The sequence below is a fragment of the Candidatus Pelagibacter sp. IMCC9063 genome (assembly GCF_000195085.1).
Taxonomy (GTDB): Bacteria; Pseudomonadota; Alphaproteobacteria; order Pelagibacterales; family Pelagibacteraceae; genus IMCC9063.
On record NC_015380.1, the window covers coordinates 600,884 to 615,603 of the forward strand.

Annotated in this window: 19 protein-coding genes; 6 read left to right on the forward strand and 13 right to left on the reverse strand. The window is 31.3% G+C overall.

The features are described 5' to 3' along the window. Nucleotides 1-133: 133 nt before the first annotated feature. Entirely contained in the window at nucleotides 134-931 is a 798-nt protein-coding gene (coxB, locus tag SAR11G3_RS03170; protein ID WP_013695317.1) for a cytochrome c oxidase subunit II, read from the reverse strand. A 310-nt stretch (nucleotides 932-1,241) separates the two neighbouring features. On the opposite strand from coxB, the gene cyoE reads away from it, so the two are divergent. The 5 genes from cyoE to thrC all read left to right on the forward strand — a co-directional run bounded on the left by cyoE (nucleotide 1,242) and on the right by thrC (nucleotide 5,675). Further along, complete coding sequence (cyoE, locus tag SAR11G3_RS03175; RefSeq protein WP_013695319.1) at nucleotides 1,242-2,162, forward strand: heme o synthase; 921 nt, start codon at nucleotides 1,242-1,244, stop codon at nucleotides 2,160-2,162. A gap of 116 nt (nucleotides 2,163-2,278) precedes the next feature. Then, nucleotides 2,279-2,818 carry a cytochrome c oxidase assembly protein gene (locus tag SAR11G3_RS03180; RefSeq protein WP_013695321.1) on the forward strand — a complete coding sequence of 180 codons (540 nt, stop codon included), beginning with the start codon at nucleotides 2,279-2,281 and terminating at the stop codon, nucleotides 2,816-2,818. Between the two features lie 2 nt (nucleotides 2,819-2,820). Further along, nucleotides 2,821-3,612, forward strand: coding sequence for a cytochrome c oxidase subunit 3 (locus tag SAR11G3_RS03185; RefSeq protein WP_013695322.1), 792 nt, complete (start codon nucleotides 2,821-2,823; stop codon nucleotides 3,610-3,612). A gap of 6 nt (nucleotides 3,613-3,618) precedes the next feature. Beyond that, a complete protein-coding gene (locus tag SAR11G3_RS03190; protein ID WP_013695323.1) occupies nucleotides 3,619-4,269 on the forward strand; it encodes an SURF1 family protein in 651 nt (216 codons plus the stop codon). Nucleotides 4,270-4,271: 2 nt separating this feature from the next. Then, complete coding sequence (gene thrC, locus SAR11G3_RS03195) at nucleotides 4,272-5,675, forward strand: threonine synthase (protein WP_013695324.1); 1,404 nt, start codon at nucleotides 4,272-4,274, stop codon at nucleotides 5,673-5,675. On the opposite strand, the gene rnhA is transcribed toward thrC, so the two are convergent. Genes rnhA through crtI form a run of 8 tightly spaced genes read right to left on the reverse strand, consistent with a single transcriptional unit; the run spans nucleotide 5,668 to nucleotide 12,399 of the window. Further along, nucleotides 5,668-6,093 (reverse strand): ribonuclease HI, encoded by a 426-nt coding sequence (rnhA, locus tag SAR11G3_RS03200; RefSeq protein ID WP_013695325.1) that lies wholly within the window; start codon nucleotides 6,091-6,093, stop codon nucleotides 5,668-5,670. The genes thrC and rnhA overlap by 8 nt on opposite strands. Beyond that, on the reverse strand, nucleotides 6,093-7,052 hold the full coding sequence (locus SAR11G3_RS03205; protein ID WP_013695326.1) for a homoserine kinase: 960 nt from the start codon (nucleotides 7,050-7,052) through the stop codon (nucleotides 6,093-6,095). Before SAR11G3_RS03205 ends, rnhA begins: the two co-directional genes overlap by 1 nt. Next, nucleotides 7,052-8,014 (reverse strand): 4-hydroxy-3-methylbut-2-enyl diphosphate reductase, encoded by a 963-nt coding sequence (gene ispH, locus SAR11G3_RS03210; RefSeq protein ID WP_013695327.1) that lies wholly within the window; start codon nucleotides 8,012-8,014, stop codon nucleotides 7,052-7,054. The genes SAR11G3_RS03205 and ispH overlap by 1 nt, the downstream gene beginning before the upstream one ends. Further along, nucleotides 7,998-8,909 (reverse strand): Brp/Blh family beta-carotene 15,15'-dioxygenase, encoded by a 912-nt coding sequence (locus SAR11G3_RS03215; RefSeq protein WP_013695328.1) that lies wholly within the window; start codon nucleotides 8,907-8,909, stop codon nucleotides 7,998-8,000. The genes ispH and SAR11G3_RS03215 overlap by 17 nt, the downstream gene beginning before the upstream one ends. Nucleotides 8,910-8,956: 47 nt before the next feature. Next, a complete protein-coding gene (locus SAR11G3_RS03220; RefSeq protein ID WP_013695329.1) occupies nucleotides 8,957-10,093 on the reverse strand; it encodes a lycopene cyclase family protein in 1,137 nt (378 codons plus the stop codon). Next, nucleotides 10,080-10,715 (reverse strand): squalene/phytoene synthase family protein, encoded by a 636-nt coding sequence (locus SAR11G3_RS03225; protein ID WP_315861712.1) that lies wholly within the window; start codon nucleotides 10,713-10,715, stop codon nucleotides 10,080-10,082. Before SAR11G3_RS03225 ends, SAR11G3_RS03220 begins: the two co-directional genes overlap by 14 nt. Beyond that, the gene (locus SAR11G3_RS07675) at nucleotides 10,658-10,930 is read right to left on the reverse strand and encodes a squalene/phytoene synthase family protein (RefSeq protein ID WP_013695331.1); all 273 of its coding nucleotides are present in this window, start codon (nucleotides 10,928-10,930) and stop codon (nucleotides 10,658-10,660) included. Before SAR11G3_RS07675 ends, SAR11G3_RS03225 begins: the two co-directional genes overlap by 58 nt. A gap of 2 nt (nucleotides 10,931-10,932) precedes the next feature. Then, nucleotides 10,933-12,399 carry a phytoene desaturase family protein gene (crtI, locus tag SAR11G3_RS03230; RefSeq protein ID WP_013695332.1) on the reverse strand — a complete coding sequence of 489 codons (1,467 nt, stop codon included), beginning with the start codon at nucleotides 12,397-12,399 and terminating at the stop codon, nucleotides 10,933-10,935. Between the two features lie 32 nt (nucleotides 12,400-12,431). On the opposite strand from crtI, the gene SAR11G3_RS03235 reads away from it, so the two are divergent. Next, nucleotides 12,432-12,668 carry a CDGSH iron-sulfur domain-containing protein gene (locus SAR11G3_RS03235; RefSeq protein WP_013695333.1) on the forward strand — a complete coding sequence of 79 codons (237 nt, stop codon included), beginning with the start codon at nucleotides 12,432-12,434 and terminating at the stop codon, nucleotides 12,666-12,668. Nucleotides 12,669-12,672: 4 nt separating this feature from the next. Here the strand turns inward: SAR11G3_RS03235 and SAR11G3_RS03240 are convergent, their stop codons facing one another. From SAR11G3_RS03240 to SAR11G3_RS03255, 4 genes are read right to left on the reverse strand one after another with little or no spacing between them, the layout of a single operon-like run. Continuing rightward, the gene (locus tag SAR11G3_RS03240; protein WP_013695334.1) at nucleotides 12,673-13,161 is read right to left on the reverse strand and encodes a F0F1 ATP synthase subunit B family protein; all 489 of its coding nucleotides are present in this window, start codon (nucleotides 13,159-13,161) and stop codon (nucleotides 12,673-12,675) included. Further along, nucleotides 13,161-13,733, reverse strand: coding sequence for a F0F1 ATP synthase subunit B family protein (locus SAR11G3_RS03245; RefSeq protein WP_013695335.1), 573 nt, complete (start codon nucleotides 13,731-13,733; stop codon nucleotides 13,161-13,163). The genes SAR11G3_RS03240 and SAR11G3_RS03245 overlap by 1 nt, the downstream gene beginning before the upstream one ends. 9 nt (nucleotides 13,734-13,742) lie before the next feature. After that, nucleotides 13,743-13,970: a F0F1 ATP synthase subunit C gene (locus SAR11G3_RS03250; protein WP_013695336.1), complete on the reverse strand. Its 228-nt coding sequence runs from the start codon at nucleotides 13,968-13,970 to the stop codon at nucleotides 13,743-13,745. 14 nt (nucleotides 13,971-13,984) lie between these two features. After that, nucleotides 13,985-14,719, reverse strand: a complete 735-nt coding sequence (locus tag SAR11G3_RS03255; RefSeq protein ID WP_013695337.1) for a F0F1 ATP synthase subunit A — start codon at nucleotides 14,717-14,719, stop codon at nucleotides 13,985-13,987. Between the last annotated feature and the right edge of the window lies 1 nt (nucleotide 14,720).

The following is a 14,720-nucleotide window of genomic DNA, read 5'->3' on the forward strand; positions in this document are numbered from 1 at the left end:
CCCAGATAAGGCTATCTATGCAAATATTAGATAGTTTTAAAAGCAATGGAAAATATAAGAATTTTTATATAGTTAGAGCTTTATTGACACATGTTATGACAACTTTTTAAAAAATTACTTAAATTAATAACTTTTAAGATTTCGAGGCAATTTGCTCGTATGATTTTTGCTTGGAAAGCCATTCGTTGTAATTTTTTTGATCAACCACCACCACTTTACCTCTCATGGCATAGTGTCCTGTTCCGCAAAACTCAGCACACAAAACTTCAAACGTGCCTAATTTAGTTGGTTCAAACCAATAATAAGTTATTGAACCAGGAAGCATATCCATCTTTGCCCTAAACTGAGGAATGTAAAAATTATGCAAAACATCCGTTGACCTTAAAAGAACTTTTACAGGTTGGTTTTTTAAAAGATGAAGAGGACCATTTGCAATAACAATATCATCGTTACCATTTTTGTCCTTTGAGCTAATTCCAAATGGATTTTTATCGTTAATATTTTTTATATTTGTTTTTCCAAGTTTACCGTCTTTACCAGGAAGTCTATAGCCCCAACCCCACTGATAAGCTAGCACTTCAATTTTATAAGCATTTTTTGGAACAGTGACATATTGATTCCATACAAAAAGTCCAGGAGCAAGGAGAGCTGCAATACCCAATGTGGTAATAAGAGTTAGTCTGAACTCAAGCTTACTATCTTCGGGTTTGTACTCTGATCTTTTTTCTTTTTGATATCTAAACTTCCAAACGCAGTAAACCATAAATAATCCCACAGCTATAAAAACAAATCCAGTAACCCAGAACGTTAGAATTATTGTATCGTCAATACTCCCCCAGTTTGAAGCAATAGGAGTCCACCACCAAGGCGTTAAAATATGAAAAACAACTGAGCCAATTAAAACTAAAAGAAAAACAATTACTACTGTCATAGATTCTTTCTATTAAAATATTTGTTTAAATATTCTTTAAAATATTTTTGGTAGTAGTATTTCGCAAAAAAGAAAAAAATAAAAGAAAAGCATATGACCGCCACTGCAATCTTTGCTCCAGAATTGTCACTGACACAAACTGCGCACATACTTAACCTCCCCATGTACTCTAGAATTTTGAGACCATTAGTCTTACTTATTCTTTCAGCAATATATGCTAAATTGGTCTTACTTGTAAATTTTAGTTATTGTTATAATTATTGAACTATTGATGTGCTATTATGTAGCGTATTTTAAATAAGGAGTGAATTTGTCTAATATTAAGAGCGCTTATAAGAAGAAAGAAAAGTTTGATTTCTTTTTTTATATAAATTCACTTTTTTTGTTAATGAAGCCAAGAGTTATGTCTCTTGTTATCTTCACTTGCCTTGTCGGGCTTATTATTGCTCCTGGAAATATAGATTTATATAGAAATTTTGTATCCTTAATTTTAGTAGCAATTGGGGCAGGAGCTTCTGGCATGCTTAATATGTGGTATGATTCTGACATTGATGCGATTATGTCCAGAACATGCTTAAGGCCAATTCCCAGTGGAAAGTTAAAAAGACAAGAAGCTTTATTTTATGGAATTGCACTTTCTGCTTTTTCTGTTTCATTCCTGCATTATTTTGCAAATTTTTTATCAGCAGCACTGTTAGCTTTTACAATTTTTTTCTACGTATTTATTTATACAATCTGGCTAAAAAGAAAAACTCCACAAAATATAGTTATTGGAGGTGCGGCAGGAGCTTTCCCCCCCGTAATTGGATGGACTATTTCTACCAACACTATTGGCATTGAGCCAATCATTCTATTTTTAATTATTTTTCTTTGGACCCCATCTCATTTTTGGGCCCTTAGTTTATATAAAAATGAAGATTATAAAAAAGCAAAAATACCCATGCTTTCGGTTGTAAGTGGAGAAGAGGTAACAAAAAAAAATATTTTATTCTATTCGATAATTCTATGGCCATTTACGCTAGCACCATATTTTTTAAATTTTGCTAGTTATTCCAATTTCGTATTTGTGGTAATTTTTGGATTTTTTTATATTTTTTTATCTTTTAAACTTTTAATTACCAAAACAAAATCTGCTTCTAATAAAATAGCTAGAAATATTTTTATATATTCAATATTTTATCTTTTTTTTATTTTCTCAACTATTTTAATAGATAATTATTTCTTTATATAAACTATGAAACTTAAAACAAAAAATAAATTAGTTGCTTGGGTACTGGTTGGGTGTATGATTTTTTTCTTCCTTTATACCATTCACAATATTACTGGCGGAATTTTTAATCGAGTATTATGATTAAAATAAAAGAAAGAAAATTAAACCCCTGGTATTTGGTTGGAATTTTTTTTATTATGCTTGGATTATCCTTTGCATCTGTTCCTCTTTACGATCTTTTTTGTAGAGTTACTGGATTTGGCGGCACTACCCAAAAATCCACTCAATTACCAAAAGTAATTATTAATAAAAATATTAGCATGAGGTTTGATACAAATGTTGGAGGAAACCTGCCGATAAGTTTTGAAGTAAAAAATAATAAAACAGATATTAAGCCAGGAGAGCTTAAAAATAGTACTTTTGTTGTAACCAACGAAAGTAATTTGCCTTTAAAAATGGTTGCTACTTTTAATGTTACCCCCGATTCGGTTGGTAAGTACTTTAATAAACTTGAGTGTTTTTGTTTTGAACAGCAGCCGCTTTCAGGTGGAGAAATAAAAGAATTCAACCTATCTTACTACATAGACCCCGAAATAACCAAAGACCCAGCGACGAAAAATGTCAAAGATATAACTTTATCTTATACTTTATTTGAGTTAGATAAGTTTCAAAAATAATTATGTCATCAGCAGAAAAAAAACACGATTACCACTTAGTTGACCCAAGTCCTTGGCCAATCTTTTGTTCCTTTGCTAGTTTAATAGTATGTTTTGGAGCTGTTTATTATTTCACGACTAAAAATCTTTGGCTAACTTTTGTTGGCTTGGCTGTCCTGTTCTACGGGGTATTTATGTGGTTTCGAGAAGTAGTTATTGAAGCAGAGCATAAGGGAGATCACACGCCTGTTGTTCAAATCAGTCATCGTTATGGAATGGTTTTGTTTATCGCTTCAGAGGTAATGTTTTTTGTTGCTTGGTTTTGGGCATATTTTGATGCTAGTTTATTTCCAGATCAAGCGATCGGCGGAGTGTGGCCTCCAAAAGATATTCAAACGTTAGATCCTTGGCATATTCCACTAATTAATACGCTTATTTTATTGTTATCAGGAACAACTGTTACTTGGGCGCACCATGCGATGTTAGAAAATGACAGGAAGAGTTTAGTTCAGGGTCTAGTGCTAACAGTAATTCTTGGTGCAATTTTTACTATGTTTCAAGCATACGAATATATGGTGGCATCATTTACAATGAGTAGCGGAATTTATGGATCTACTTTTTACATGGCCACTGGTTTTCATGGGTTTCATGTATTAATAGGTACCATCTTTTTAGCAGTATGTTTATTTAGAGCTAAACGTGGTCACTATACACCAGACCATCATTTTGGATTTGAGGCGGCTGCTTGGTACTGGCATTTTGTGGATGTGGTTTGGTTATTTCTTTTTGCATCAATATACATCTGGGGAAGTTAATTCTCTTTGAAAAAATTTTTTTTTAACCTTTTTTCTATCTCAATTATTTTTTTACTTCTAAGTCTAGGAACATGGCAGCTTATTCGCTTGCAATGGAAGCAAGAACTTATCTTTGAAATTGAAAACTCTGCAAATAAAAAAGCTAGAGTTTTTCAATCACGCAACCATAAAAATTTTCAAAAAGTAAAATTGGAAGGAAAATTATTAAAGCAGAATTATTTTATTTACCGCTTAAGCGAAAAAGGAAAGTATGGTTTTGATTTACTATCAATTCTTCAATTAGATTCTTCAAATTTGATACTTATAAAAAGAGGCTGGACAAGAAAAATAGACGATACACTAAAACTTAACAATACTGAGGAAACGTCTGTGTTTGAAGGAGTGCTGTATCCATTAAAAGAAAAAGGCCTGTTTACTCCTGATAATAGTCCCAAAGAAAATTTTCTTTATTATTTTGATAAAAAAAAGTTGGAACATGAGCTAAATAATAAGTTTTATCCCTATATATTAGTACAAGACCAAAAAGACCTAAAATTTTCAAATCTAGAAAATAAACAAATAGTAACAATATCTAATAATCACCTTCAATATGCAGTCACTTGGTTTGTTTTGGCGATTGGTATAATAATTGCTTTTTGGTTTTATAAAAGAAAGTAGCTATGCTGTATTTTAGTACAAGAGACAAACAAAGAACTTTTTCATTCAAAGAAGTGTTCCTTAATGCTTTGGCGTCAGATGGTGGTCTTTATGTACCAACAAGTATTCCTAAATTCAGTCCAGAAAAAATTCAATCAATGAAAAATTATACATTTCAAGAAATGTCGTACGAAATTTTCAATGTATTTGTTGGAGATGCCTTTTCCCCAGAGGAACTTAAAGGCATTATCAGTAAATCATATTCAGTTTTCAGAAACGAAAAAATTGTTGATCTAAAATTAATAGATAATATTTCTTGTGTAGAACTCTTTCATGGACCAACTCTCGCATTCAAAGATATCGCAATGCAAGTGCTAGGTAATATGTATGAGAATCTATTGAATAAAAGTAAAAATAAAATGAACTTAATTACAGCCACTTCTGGTGATACAGGAGCTGCAGCTATTGATGCCCTGAAAAGTAAAAAATATTTAAATATTTTTGTTTTGCATCCTGAAAATAAGATTTCAGAAACACAAAGAAGACTTATGACGACAGTGCTAGACAAGAATGTCTACAATATTGCAATTAAAGGAACATTTGATGATTGCCAGTATTTGGTCAAAGAAATGTTTAATGATCAAAAATTTAGAAGCAATATTCAGATGTCTGGAGTTAATTCAATTAACTGGGCAAGGATAGTAGCTCAAATAGTTTATTATTTTTTTATTTATTTAAGTCAGAAAGAAACAGAAAAGAGAATGGTAGTTTCTGTTCCTACAGGAAACTTTGGTGATATTTATGCAGGGTATATTGCCAAACAAATGGGGCTTCCTATAGAAAAGTTAATCATAGCAAGTAATCATAACAACTTATTAGAAAAGTGTTTAAGTACAGGATTGTATCAACCTTCCAAAGTGAACCCCTCCGTTTCACCTAGTATGGACATTCAAGTGGCGAGCAATTTTGAAAGAATATTATTTGAAATATGCAATCAAGATGAATCTAGAGTAGTAGCTCTGATGAAAAACTTAAAAAATAAAAAAGAATTTCAATTGAATAAAACTGAACTTTCTAACCTTCAGGAAAATTTTTTAGCGCACAGTGTATCTGAAGAAGAAACATTACAAACAATTAAACAGGTTTATCAAGAACACAATTCTGTTTTAGATCCACATTCAGCCATCGGATTTAAAGCATTAAAAAAGTTAAGTAGTTTATCTAATAATTTTTCATATTTTTGCTTTGAAACAGCCCATCCTTGCAAATTTCCTGATGCAATCGTGAGTGCTATAGGCAAGGAACCACCCATGCCAGATTTTGTGAAAAAAATATTTTCAAAAGAAGAGAGTTTTGTAGTCTTGGACGGTAATTTAGAAATATTAAAAAGTTATATAGAAAAAAAAGTTAGCAACAACTCTAGCTGATAGCTTTTCTAGCCGCTTCATCCACAATAGTATTGTAGTGGTCGTTAGAATGACCCTTGACCCACTTCCATCCAATTGCCTTTTCGCTTACCAGAGTGTCTAGTTCAAGCCACAAATCTTTGTTTTTTACAGGTTGTTTTGCAGCTGTCATCCATCCATTTATTTTCCAATTTTTAATCCAGCTTTCAATTCCATTTTTTACATACTTCGAATCTGTATAGATATCGAGTTCAGCTGAGGCAACTTCTCTTAAGGCATTAATAACAGCGGATAATTCCATGCGATTATTGGTAGTTAGCTGTTCAGACCCAGAGATAGTCTTTTCGTTTTTGTCTTCTATAATCACAGCTGCCCACCCACCCTTACCCGGGTTTCCAGAGCATGCCCCGTCTGTATAAATAGTAATTTTTTTTCCCATTAATAAAATAATTTATTCACACTATTTGTATTAATGTAAAATTGTATTCTCTTTAAGAATTCTTTTGGGTTTTTAACTTTAACAATGGCACTTTTTTGCCTATTAATAGAATCGTGTAATCTCGTTAGAAAAAATCTAATCGACGCTCCCAATAATAGCTGAGGTAAAGCAGTAAATTCTTTTTTCGAAATTTTTCTTTGTGAAGAGTATCCTTTAAGTAAAGCGTTTGCTTTTAATTTATTAAACTTAATTTTTTTATTAAAGCACATGGCATTTATACAAATTGCAATATCGTAGATTAAAAAGTCTGAGCAGGAGAAGTAGAAGTCAATAAAACCAGCAAATTTTGTTTTATTAAAAAAAATGTTATCAGGAAAAAGATCACCATGAATAATTCCTGTAGGAAGTTGAGACGGCCATTTTTTTTTCAAATCCAATAAAAGAGTATTGATAAAACCATAAATATTTGGAATTTTTTTATTAGCTTTAGTTTTGATAGATTGATTAAGAGCAATCCACGATTTTATGGAAAGATTATTTACTCTGTGTAATTTTATTTTTCTCCCAACCATATGTAGTTTAGCTATATTTTTTCCAATTAACCGACATTCAGAAAGTGTGTGATTGGTTTTTTCTTTGCCATAAACAAAGCTACAAATAGCTGCTTGTCTGTTTTTAATTTGAAATAAAGTTTTTTTATTTTTATTTTTTATAGGCTTTGGACAAAGAATTTTTCTATCATTCAAGCTAAGCATTAAGTTCATAAAAAAAGGGAGTTCTTTTGTTTTAACTCTTTTTTCAAATAGTGTGAGAATGAATTTTCCAGTAGTAGTAATTAATAAGTAGTTTGTATTTTCAATACCTTTCTTGATTCCTTGAATTTTTTTCAATTCCCCAAGATTAAAATTTTCAAGAATAGATTTAGCCTCATGAGTATCGACTTTAGTATAAATGGCCATTACTGCAGATCTCTTGGAAGTTTAAATGATACATTTTCTTCAACGGTAGAAATCTCCTCTACCTTTGTGCCCCTTACTTTGTTAATCTGGACAATAACATTCTCGACTAAAATTTCAGGCGCAGACGCTCCTGAAGATAATCCAAGTTGTTTACATGTCAAAATTTTATCAATAGGTAGGTCGGCATTTTCATGCATCAAAAAACTATTGGTGCAGCCACTTTTTTTTGCCACCTCCACCAATCTTTGTGAATTTGATGAATTTTCACTTCCTATAACCAGAAATAAATCACATTTTTTCGCAATGGCTTTCACCACATTTTGTCTATTGGTTGTTGCGTAACAAATATCTTCTTTAATAGGACCTTTTATGTTCGGTATTTTGGTTTTAATTTCTTTGATTATTTCAGCAGTGTCATCTACTGATAGAGTTGTCTGTGTGATGTATGCAAATTTTTGCTCGTTGTTGGGTAGGACGATATTATAAACGTCTTTCTTAGTTTGAATTAGGTCTATACTGCCATCATCTAACTGACCCATGGTACCAATTACTTCTGGGTGGTTCTCGTGACCAATGAGATAGATATGGTAGCCCTGCTTATTAAGCATTTCAGCTTCTCTGTGAACTTTGGATACTAGTGGACAGGTAGCGTCGATAAAAGTGAGGTTTTGTAACTGAGCGTTTTTAACAACCTCTTTAGAGACACCATGGGCTGAAAAAATCACAGGTCTTGTTTTGTCTTTAATCTCATCTAGCTCTCCAACAAAAATAGTTCCAATTTTTTCTAGCTCTTTTACTACATGTTTATTGTGGACAATTTCATGACGCACATAAACAGGGGTTCCAAATTTTTTTATACTTTTCTTTACAATCTCAACTGCACGATCCACTCCAGCACAGAATCCTCTTGGGCTAGCCAATAAAATAGTTAAAGGATTGTTTGATTTATTTGTATTTTCCATAAATATATTCAAGTATTATGTGTGGCAATGTGAGAGCAGCCAAGCCAATAAAAATTATTTTTAATATTGATTTATCAACTGAAAACTCTTTGCTTAAATAAAATAACATTATTAAAGACATTGCAAAAGTAATAATTGTTAGTGGGGCAGCTTTTTTGGCAAACGACTTTATCCCCGCATAGACATTACTGCCATTCAGCTCTACTGCTAATGATAAAATGTGTTTAGTGGAGTGCATAAAGCAAAAATACATTGTAAAAGCTAATATTAGAGGTAAATATTTAAAAACAATCACTATAGAAAAAACCTCAAAACTTATAATAAAAAAATCTTTAAGATTAATATTTTTTATAATCCAAAATAGTAAAGTCAGAAAAAAAATTAACACTAGGTTAAAATAAAAAATATAAGCGTAAATAGTAGTTTCTAGATTTATCCATTGTTCTCCTAATAATAAAATATTAATAAAATTGACCGTCTCTACATTGTTCAAATACAAAGGGGCTGAAATAATAATTAGGCCACGAAGAAAATAAAGAGGAGTCTCTAAAATAAAATTTTGACTAAAAAACATTTCTAAATCTTCGTACCCAAAATGAAATGAGGCTACTAAAAAAAATATACATAGGCTTATTAGGGGCGAATATATCCATACCAACAAAACAAATGCAGAGGTAAGTAGGTAAGTCACATAAAATACAAAAGACCAATACCTTGGAAAATACTTTTTAAAGATGAGTTCCCCCTTGTGATTATCTAAAGAGCCATGCGAAATACCTACTGTAGCAATGATAAAAAAACAGAAGAATAAATATTGTTGTTCTATTAAAAAATTTTGATGGTGCAAGCCAATAAAGCATGTACTTAAAAATAAATAAAAAAATAACTGAATCATGTATATTTTTTTATACGGGCTATTTTGTGTAGAAAACTTGCTCATTATTATTTAATAATTTTTTTATATATATTTAGTATTAAGGTTTTTATAAATATTAATTTTGGCATTGAAAGAATTACTTTCAGGTCTTGAATCCAATTGCTTCGGTCTGATAAGAAACTAATAGTAGTAATGCTATCGCTATTTTTAAATAAGTTAAAAAAAATAATTGGCATACTTTTATGCTCATACTCCATAACTGATAAAAAAATTTCATCTAGAAAATCATATTTTTTATGCCTTATATTTGGAACTGTTAACTTACGATCTAATTTAAGGTTACTCGCCAATTGTTCGCTGAAGCTTTGAATGGCCTGAAATGTGTACCCAGTGCTAGCTCTAGTAAGTCCACCAGCTGACCCTATTTTGATATAATCTTTTGATGAACTGCTTTCTTTGTTATTTTTCGTTAGGTTTAGAGGAATAGCTCCGTACTCAGAGTAAGTAATATTTCCTTTGATATTTTTCTCTCTTAAATAATGATCAATCTCATTTTGGTACTCACTTTGTTTTTTTATTGTTTTAGAATACCAGGTTGTTTCAATAAGAGCTTTATTCTTTGAAAATGGCAGTGTGTAAAAAAAATGCAAACCTCCATCTTGGGGACAATCAAAATTCATTAAATCTACGATATTTTCATTAAAACAATCGCTATCTGTTTCTACTTCGCATCCCAAAAAGTGCTGATACATAGTTGGAGTTTGATAACTTAAATCAATAAGGCTATCGTAAATAACCTTGCCAATATAACCTCCTTTGTTTGTGCGGATAACATGACTCTCAATAGTTTGAATGTCACAATTCATAATTGTTGTAATGTTATTATTGTTTCTGAGCTGCTCAGTTACAAAGTCATAAAATTTTTTTGAATCAATAGTTCTATAGGGACTTTGAGGGCAGGTAATATTTATTGTTTTTTGATTAAGCGTAATAGAAAAGCTATCCCAACTTCCAATCACACAACTTGGAAATTTATTATTTTCAAAGTCCCAGTAAGACCAGCTTTTGTCCCTAGAGTATTCTTTCCTTTTTTCTAGAATACATAATGTTTTATTTTCTAGACAGCCCTGTTTGTTTAGCTCGTAGGCCAAAGTTAGTCCTGACAAGCCACCTCCTAATATAATGTAATCAAATTCTTTCATATAAATTAATTTTTTTTTTGATAATTGAGTAAAGATTAGAATTTTTCTGCCTTTTTGTTTTTGTACAAAGTATTTGAACAAAATCTATAAGCGAGAAAAAAGTTTGAAAACATTTTTTTATTTTTGATACATAAATCTTACCAGCTTTGTTATAATTGTGAATATTTTTTTCTTTCAAGATTTCATATCCTATTTGCCTATAAATCCTTCTTGCCACTAAAATAGAAAAACGAAAACCTATTGGAATATTTCGAATTGAGTATAATGAATAGAGATAAAATTTATCTGCCATTTGAATATTTTTTTTAATCGAATTGAAGTCATGGTTAATATAAAATCTTTTATTTTTTTTATCTTCAATCACATCTCTTGCAATATTGGTTAGTTGCATTGCTACGCCCAAATTAATAGCTCCTATTAGTGAATATTTCTCTTTTACTTTTAGAATTTTTGCCATCATCAACCCTACAGTTCCAGCAACCCTATAAGAATATAAAAGTAAATTATTCTTACCTGTTACTCGAACTGTTTTTTTTAAATCACTTTCTATTCCATCAAAAAGATCTAAAATAATTTTTTTAGAAATATTTTCTTTTTCAATGAGTCTCCATATATTTTTAATAACGGGTAAAGAGCTATTTTTTTTTTAAATTTTGTTTTAAAAATTTTGAATTGTTTTTTTTTAAAGGACAACTCCTTTTTTTGATCAGCAATATCATCTAGTGTTCTACAAAAATCATATAAGTGAGAACATTTTTTTAAAGCATCCTTAGGCAGAAAAAGTCCAGCCCAGTAGAAGGTTTTTGCGTGCTTAGATAGTAAACTATCTTTTCTCATGATTATAAAAGCTCATCTAGTACTTTTGCAGAAGACAACACTCCAGGCATACCAGCCCCAGGATGAGTTCCCGCTCCTACAAAATAAAGATTCTCAAAAATTTCTGATTGGTTATGAAAACGAAAATACGCAGATTGAGTAAATTTTGGTTGGATAGAAAAACCAGATCCGTGCAATGTCGATAGTTCTTTCTCAAAGTAATCAGGAGTTAGGTAAAAATCATTTACTATATTTTCCCTTAAGCCAGGTAAGGTAGTCTTCTCCATATTATCAATGACAAGATCTCTAAATCGGTCTCCTTCTTTAGACCAGTCAATTCCAGATAAATTATTTGGTACTGGGACTAGCACATAAAATGCATCGTGGTCTTTTGGGGCCATAGATGGATCAGTCGCTGAAGGTCTATGCAAATAATAACTGATATCATCTGATAGTGTTTTTTCTTCAAAAATCTTATTTAGATGTTCTTCGTATGATTTTCCAAATGAAATCGTATGATGAGCAACTGTCTCATATTTTTTTTTAGACCCAAAATAATAAACAAACAAACCCATAGAATAATTCATACGCTTAACTTTTTGATTAAATAAAAAACCAAATTTTTTCTTTGTTTTAATTAAATTTTTATAAACGTTAGGAGGGTCTGAATTGCAAATTACATAGTCAGAATTAATTATGGATCCATTTTTTAATTTTACGCCTGTAATTTTTGAATGTTCACTTAGAAACTCAATAACTTCTGCATCTTTTATAATCTGGACACCTTCTTCTTTCATTAATTTTTCAAGAGCCTTCACTACATTCCCAGTTCCTCCCATAGCATAGTGAATGCCCCATTTTTTTTCTAGGAATAGAATTAAAGCGTAAATTGAAGTTGTGGAAAATGGATTGCCACCAACCAACAGCGGGTGCATACTAAACACTCTTCTTAGTTTTTCATTTGAGATATAATTGCACACTAAGCTATATACAGATTGATAACTCTTCAGTTTGAATAAAGCAGGTATTTGCCTTATCATGAAAAGAATACTATGGAATGGTTTTGCTGCAAGGTCAGTAAAGCCTTTATCAAAAATTTTTTCAGTAAATTTAACTAGCTTTGTGTACCCTAAAAAATCTTTGTTAGAAAATTTTTTAATTTCCGATTCCATTTTATTTGGACTACCCGAGTAATCAAAAGTTGAACCATCTTCAAAAACAAACCGATACCACAAATCCAAAGGAACAATTTTTACATAGTTAGCAATGTCTTTGTTAAATAAGGAAAATAGTTCCTCAAATAGATAGGGCGCTGTTATAACAGTTGGTCCAGCATCGTAAATAAAATCGCCCTTTTTAAACACTCTAGCTCGACCACCTAGATCGGGATGTTTTTCAAGCAAGGTTACTTCGTATCCTTTAGAGCGCATTCTGAGTGCAGCAGCCATTCCTCCGAATCCAGAACCTATAACAATTAATTTTTTCTTCATTTTTTTCTCAATTTAAAGTAAATACTTTTACTATGAATCAAGTAAAAACAACAAAAAATTATCCGGAAAAAGTATCTTTAGAAAAAGACAAAAAATATTTCTGGTGTACCTGCGGTCTTTCCGGGAACCAACCATTTTGTGATGGAGCGCATAAGTCTTCCAACGAATTTAAACCCCATCATTTTGAAGTCAAGGAAACAAAAGAGTATTATTTATGTAATTGCAAAAAAACTAAAAATTCACCTTTTTGCGACGGATCTCACAATTAAGTCGTTAAATATCTTTTTTTAAACTTTCTAAATTTTCCTGAATGCTTGTGTAGTTTATGGAGTCTATTTTTTCCTTATCGATAGTTTGAGTGATAATTTTTTTAGCACTCTCTACAGCTATTATAGTAGCTATTTTTTTCATTTCTTTAATTGCCCCATTTTTTGCTTGATTAACTTTTTCATTAATATTTTTTTCTTTTAAAGCCATCATAGAATTCATTTTTTCTTTCATTGTAGAGCTCTCACTCTCATTAATCTTTGATGCCCTTTGTAAAATTTCTTCACATTCTTTTTTTGATTCGTCTAATTGCTTTTGGTACTTTCCAAGAAGATGATTGCTTTCTTTTTTTAAATTTTCGGCATCTTCTAATTTATTTTTGATTTCTTTAATTTTGCCTTCGAGGACATTGTTGATAATTCCCGGTACTTTTTTATAAACTAACAAAAGTACAAATAAACAAAAAGATATACCTACCCAAAATGTTGAATCCATTAGTTTAAGCCTTTCAAGTATTTTTTAGATACCTCTTCTACTATGCTACTTGCGCTAGCATTGTTGGTATCAATTTTAGAAACTGTTTTAACCAATTCTTTTGCGATTTCTGTTGAAATACTACCCATCTTACTGGCAGCACTCTTTTTAAAGTCCTCAATTTCTTTACTCACTTGCTTCATTTTTTCTTCTAATTTTTTATCAATTTCTTTTTTTTTATTTTCAAAATTGTTTTGTAAATTTTGTTTATTGACATTAATTAAGTTTTGAGCTTCTCTTTTGGAATTAGATATGAGGCTTAGGTATTCTTGGTATTTTTTTTCTGCCTGATCTTTTATAGAATTTGCTTCATCAATGTTGTCACTTACATGATCATTTCTTTGTTCAATGCTATCAGATAGTCTTGGAAAAACTATTTTTTCTACAATCAAATACAAAAAACCAAAAGTTATAAGTAGCCAAAAAACTTGCGGAAACCAAGTTGTAGGATCCAATTGAGGCATTCCCACTTTCTCTGCTGCTTGTGCAGCAGAGGTAAAAAAAATAGATAATGATAATAAAAATTTAACCATTTTCTAAAATTAAAAAGCGAAAAGTATAATTAATGCAACAACCAAACCAAATAGGCCAGTTGCTTCAGCAAGTGCAAATCCCAACAATAAATTAGGGAATTGTTTTTGTGCTGCAGATGGGTTTCTCATTGCTGCAGATAGATAGCTACCAAAAATATTTCCGATACCCAATCCAGCTCCCGCCAATGCTATGCAGGCTATTCCTGCCCCGATCATTTTTGCTGCTTCTACTTCCATTGTTTCCTCCTTTGTTAATGATGTAAATTGAGTGCATCATTTAAATAAATGCACGTTAATATTGCAAAAACATAAGCTTGAATAAACGCAACTAGTAATTCCAAGCCAGTCAAAGCAACCGCAAAACCTAGTGGCAACCAGCCACCAAGAATACCTAAGCTAACAACAAACCCTCCAAACACTTTAAGCATGGTATGGCCTGCCATCATATTTGCAAACAATCGAACGGATAAACTCACTGGTCTACTTAGATACGAAATCACTTCGATCACTATAATCAGTGGTAGTAAAAAAATAGGAACTCCAGAAGGTACAAAAAGTTTCAAGTAGGAAATCCCATGTTTTGCAAATCCAACTACTGTCACTCCTATGAAAATAAAAAAAGCTAAAGCAAAAGTTACTATAATGTGACTTGTTACAGTAAAAGAGTAGGGTAGCATTCCTAGCAAATTTGCAACCAAAACAAATAAAAACAAACTTAAAATGAAAGGAAAGTATGGTCTGGCATCTTTTCCAGCGGTTTCGCTTATCATTTTGGAAACAAACTCAAATGCTATCTCTGCAATAAGCTGCATTTTATTTGGTACCAAGGATTTTTTTTGAGTAGCCACGATGAAAAACAGAGATATTACTGTTACGGTGAGGACCATAAATAGGCTTGAATTAGTAAAAGAAAGATCAAAGCTTCCTATTTGAATTTTGGGACCAATTGAATAAACTTCAAATTGGCTCATTGGGTTTGCGGCCATA

Excerpts from the sequence above, each read along its gene's own strand:
- coxB (WP_013695317.1), bottom strand. The coding sequence starts at position 931 with ATGACAGTAGTAATTGTTTTTCTTTTAGTTTTAATTGGCTCAGTTGTT.
- SAR11G3_RS03180 (WP_013695321.1), top strand. The coding sequence starts at position 2,279 with ATGATTAAAATAAAAGAAAGAAAATTAAACCCCTGGTATTTGGTTGGA.
- SAR11G3_RS03185 (WP_013695322.1), top strand. The coding sequence starts at position 2,821 with ATGTCATCAGCAGAAAAAAAACACGATTACCACTTAGTTGACCCAAGT.
- thrC (WP_013695324.1), top strand. The coding sequence starts at position 4,272 with ATGCTGTATTTTAGTACAAGAGACAAACAAAGAACTTTTTCATTCAAA.
- rnhA (WP_013695325.1), bottom strand. The coding sequence starts at position 6,093 with ATGGGAAAAAAAATTACTATTTATACAGACGGGGCATGCTCTGGAAAC.
- SAR11G3_RS03205 (WP_013695326.1), bottom strand. The coding sequence starts at position 7,052 with ATGGCCATTTATACTAAAGTCGATACTCATGAGGCTAAATCTATTCTT.
- ispH (WP_013695327.1), bottom strand. The coding sequence starts at position 8,014 with ATGGAAAATACAAATAAATCAAACAATCCTTTAACTATTTTATTGGCT.
- SAR11G3_RS03215 (WP_013695328.1), bottom strand. The coding sequence starts at position 8,909 with ATGATTCAGTTATTTTTTTATTTATTTTTAAGTACATGCTTTATTGGC.
- SAR11G3_RS03220 (WP_013695329.1), bottom strand. The coding sequence starts at position 10,093 with ATGAAAGAATTTGATTACATTATATTAGGAGGTGGCTTGTCAGGACTA.
- SAR11G3_RS07675 (WP_013695331.1), bottom strand. The coding sequence starts at position 10,930 with ATGAGAAAAGATAGTTTACTATCTAAGCACGCAAAAACCTTCTACTGG.
- crtI (WP_013695332.1), bottom strand. The coding sequence starts at position 12,399 with ATGAAGAAAAAATTAATTGTTATAGGTTCTGGATTCGGAGGAATGGCT.
- SAR11G3_RS03235 (WP_013695333.1), top strand. The coding sequence starts at position 12,432 with ATGAATCAAGTAAAAACAACAAAAAATTATCCGGAAAAAGTATCTTTA.
- SAR11G3_RS03240 (WP_013695334.1), bottom strand. The coding sequence starts at position 13,161 with ATGGATTCAACATTTTGGGTAGGTATATCTTTTTGTTTATTTGTACTT.
- SAR11G3_RS03245 (WP_013695335.1), bottom strand. The coding sequence starts at position 13,733 with ATGGTTAAATTTTTATTATCATTATCTATTTTTTTTACCTCTGCTGCA.
- SAR11G3_RS03250 (WP_013695336.1), bottom strand. The coding sequence starts at position 13,970 with ATGGAAGTAGAAGCAGCAAAAATGATCGGGGCAGGAATAGCCTGCATA.
- SAR11G3_RS03255 (WP_013695337.1), bottom strand. The coding sequence starts at position 14,719 with ATGGCCGCAAACCCAATGAGCCAATTTGAAGTTTATTCAATTGGTCCC.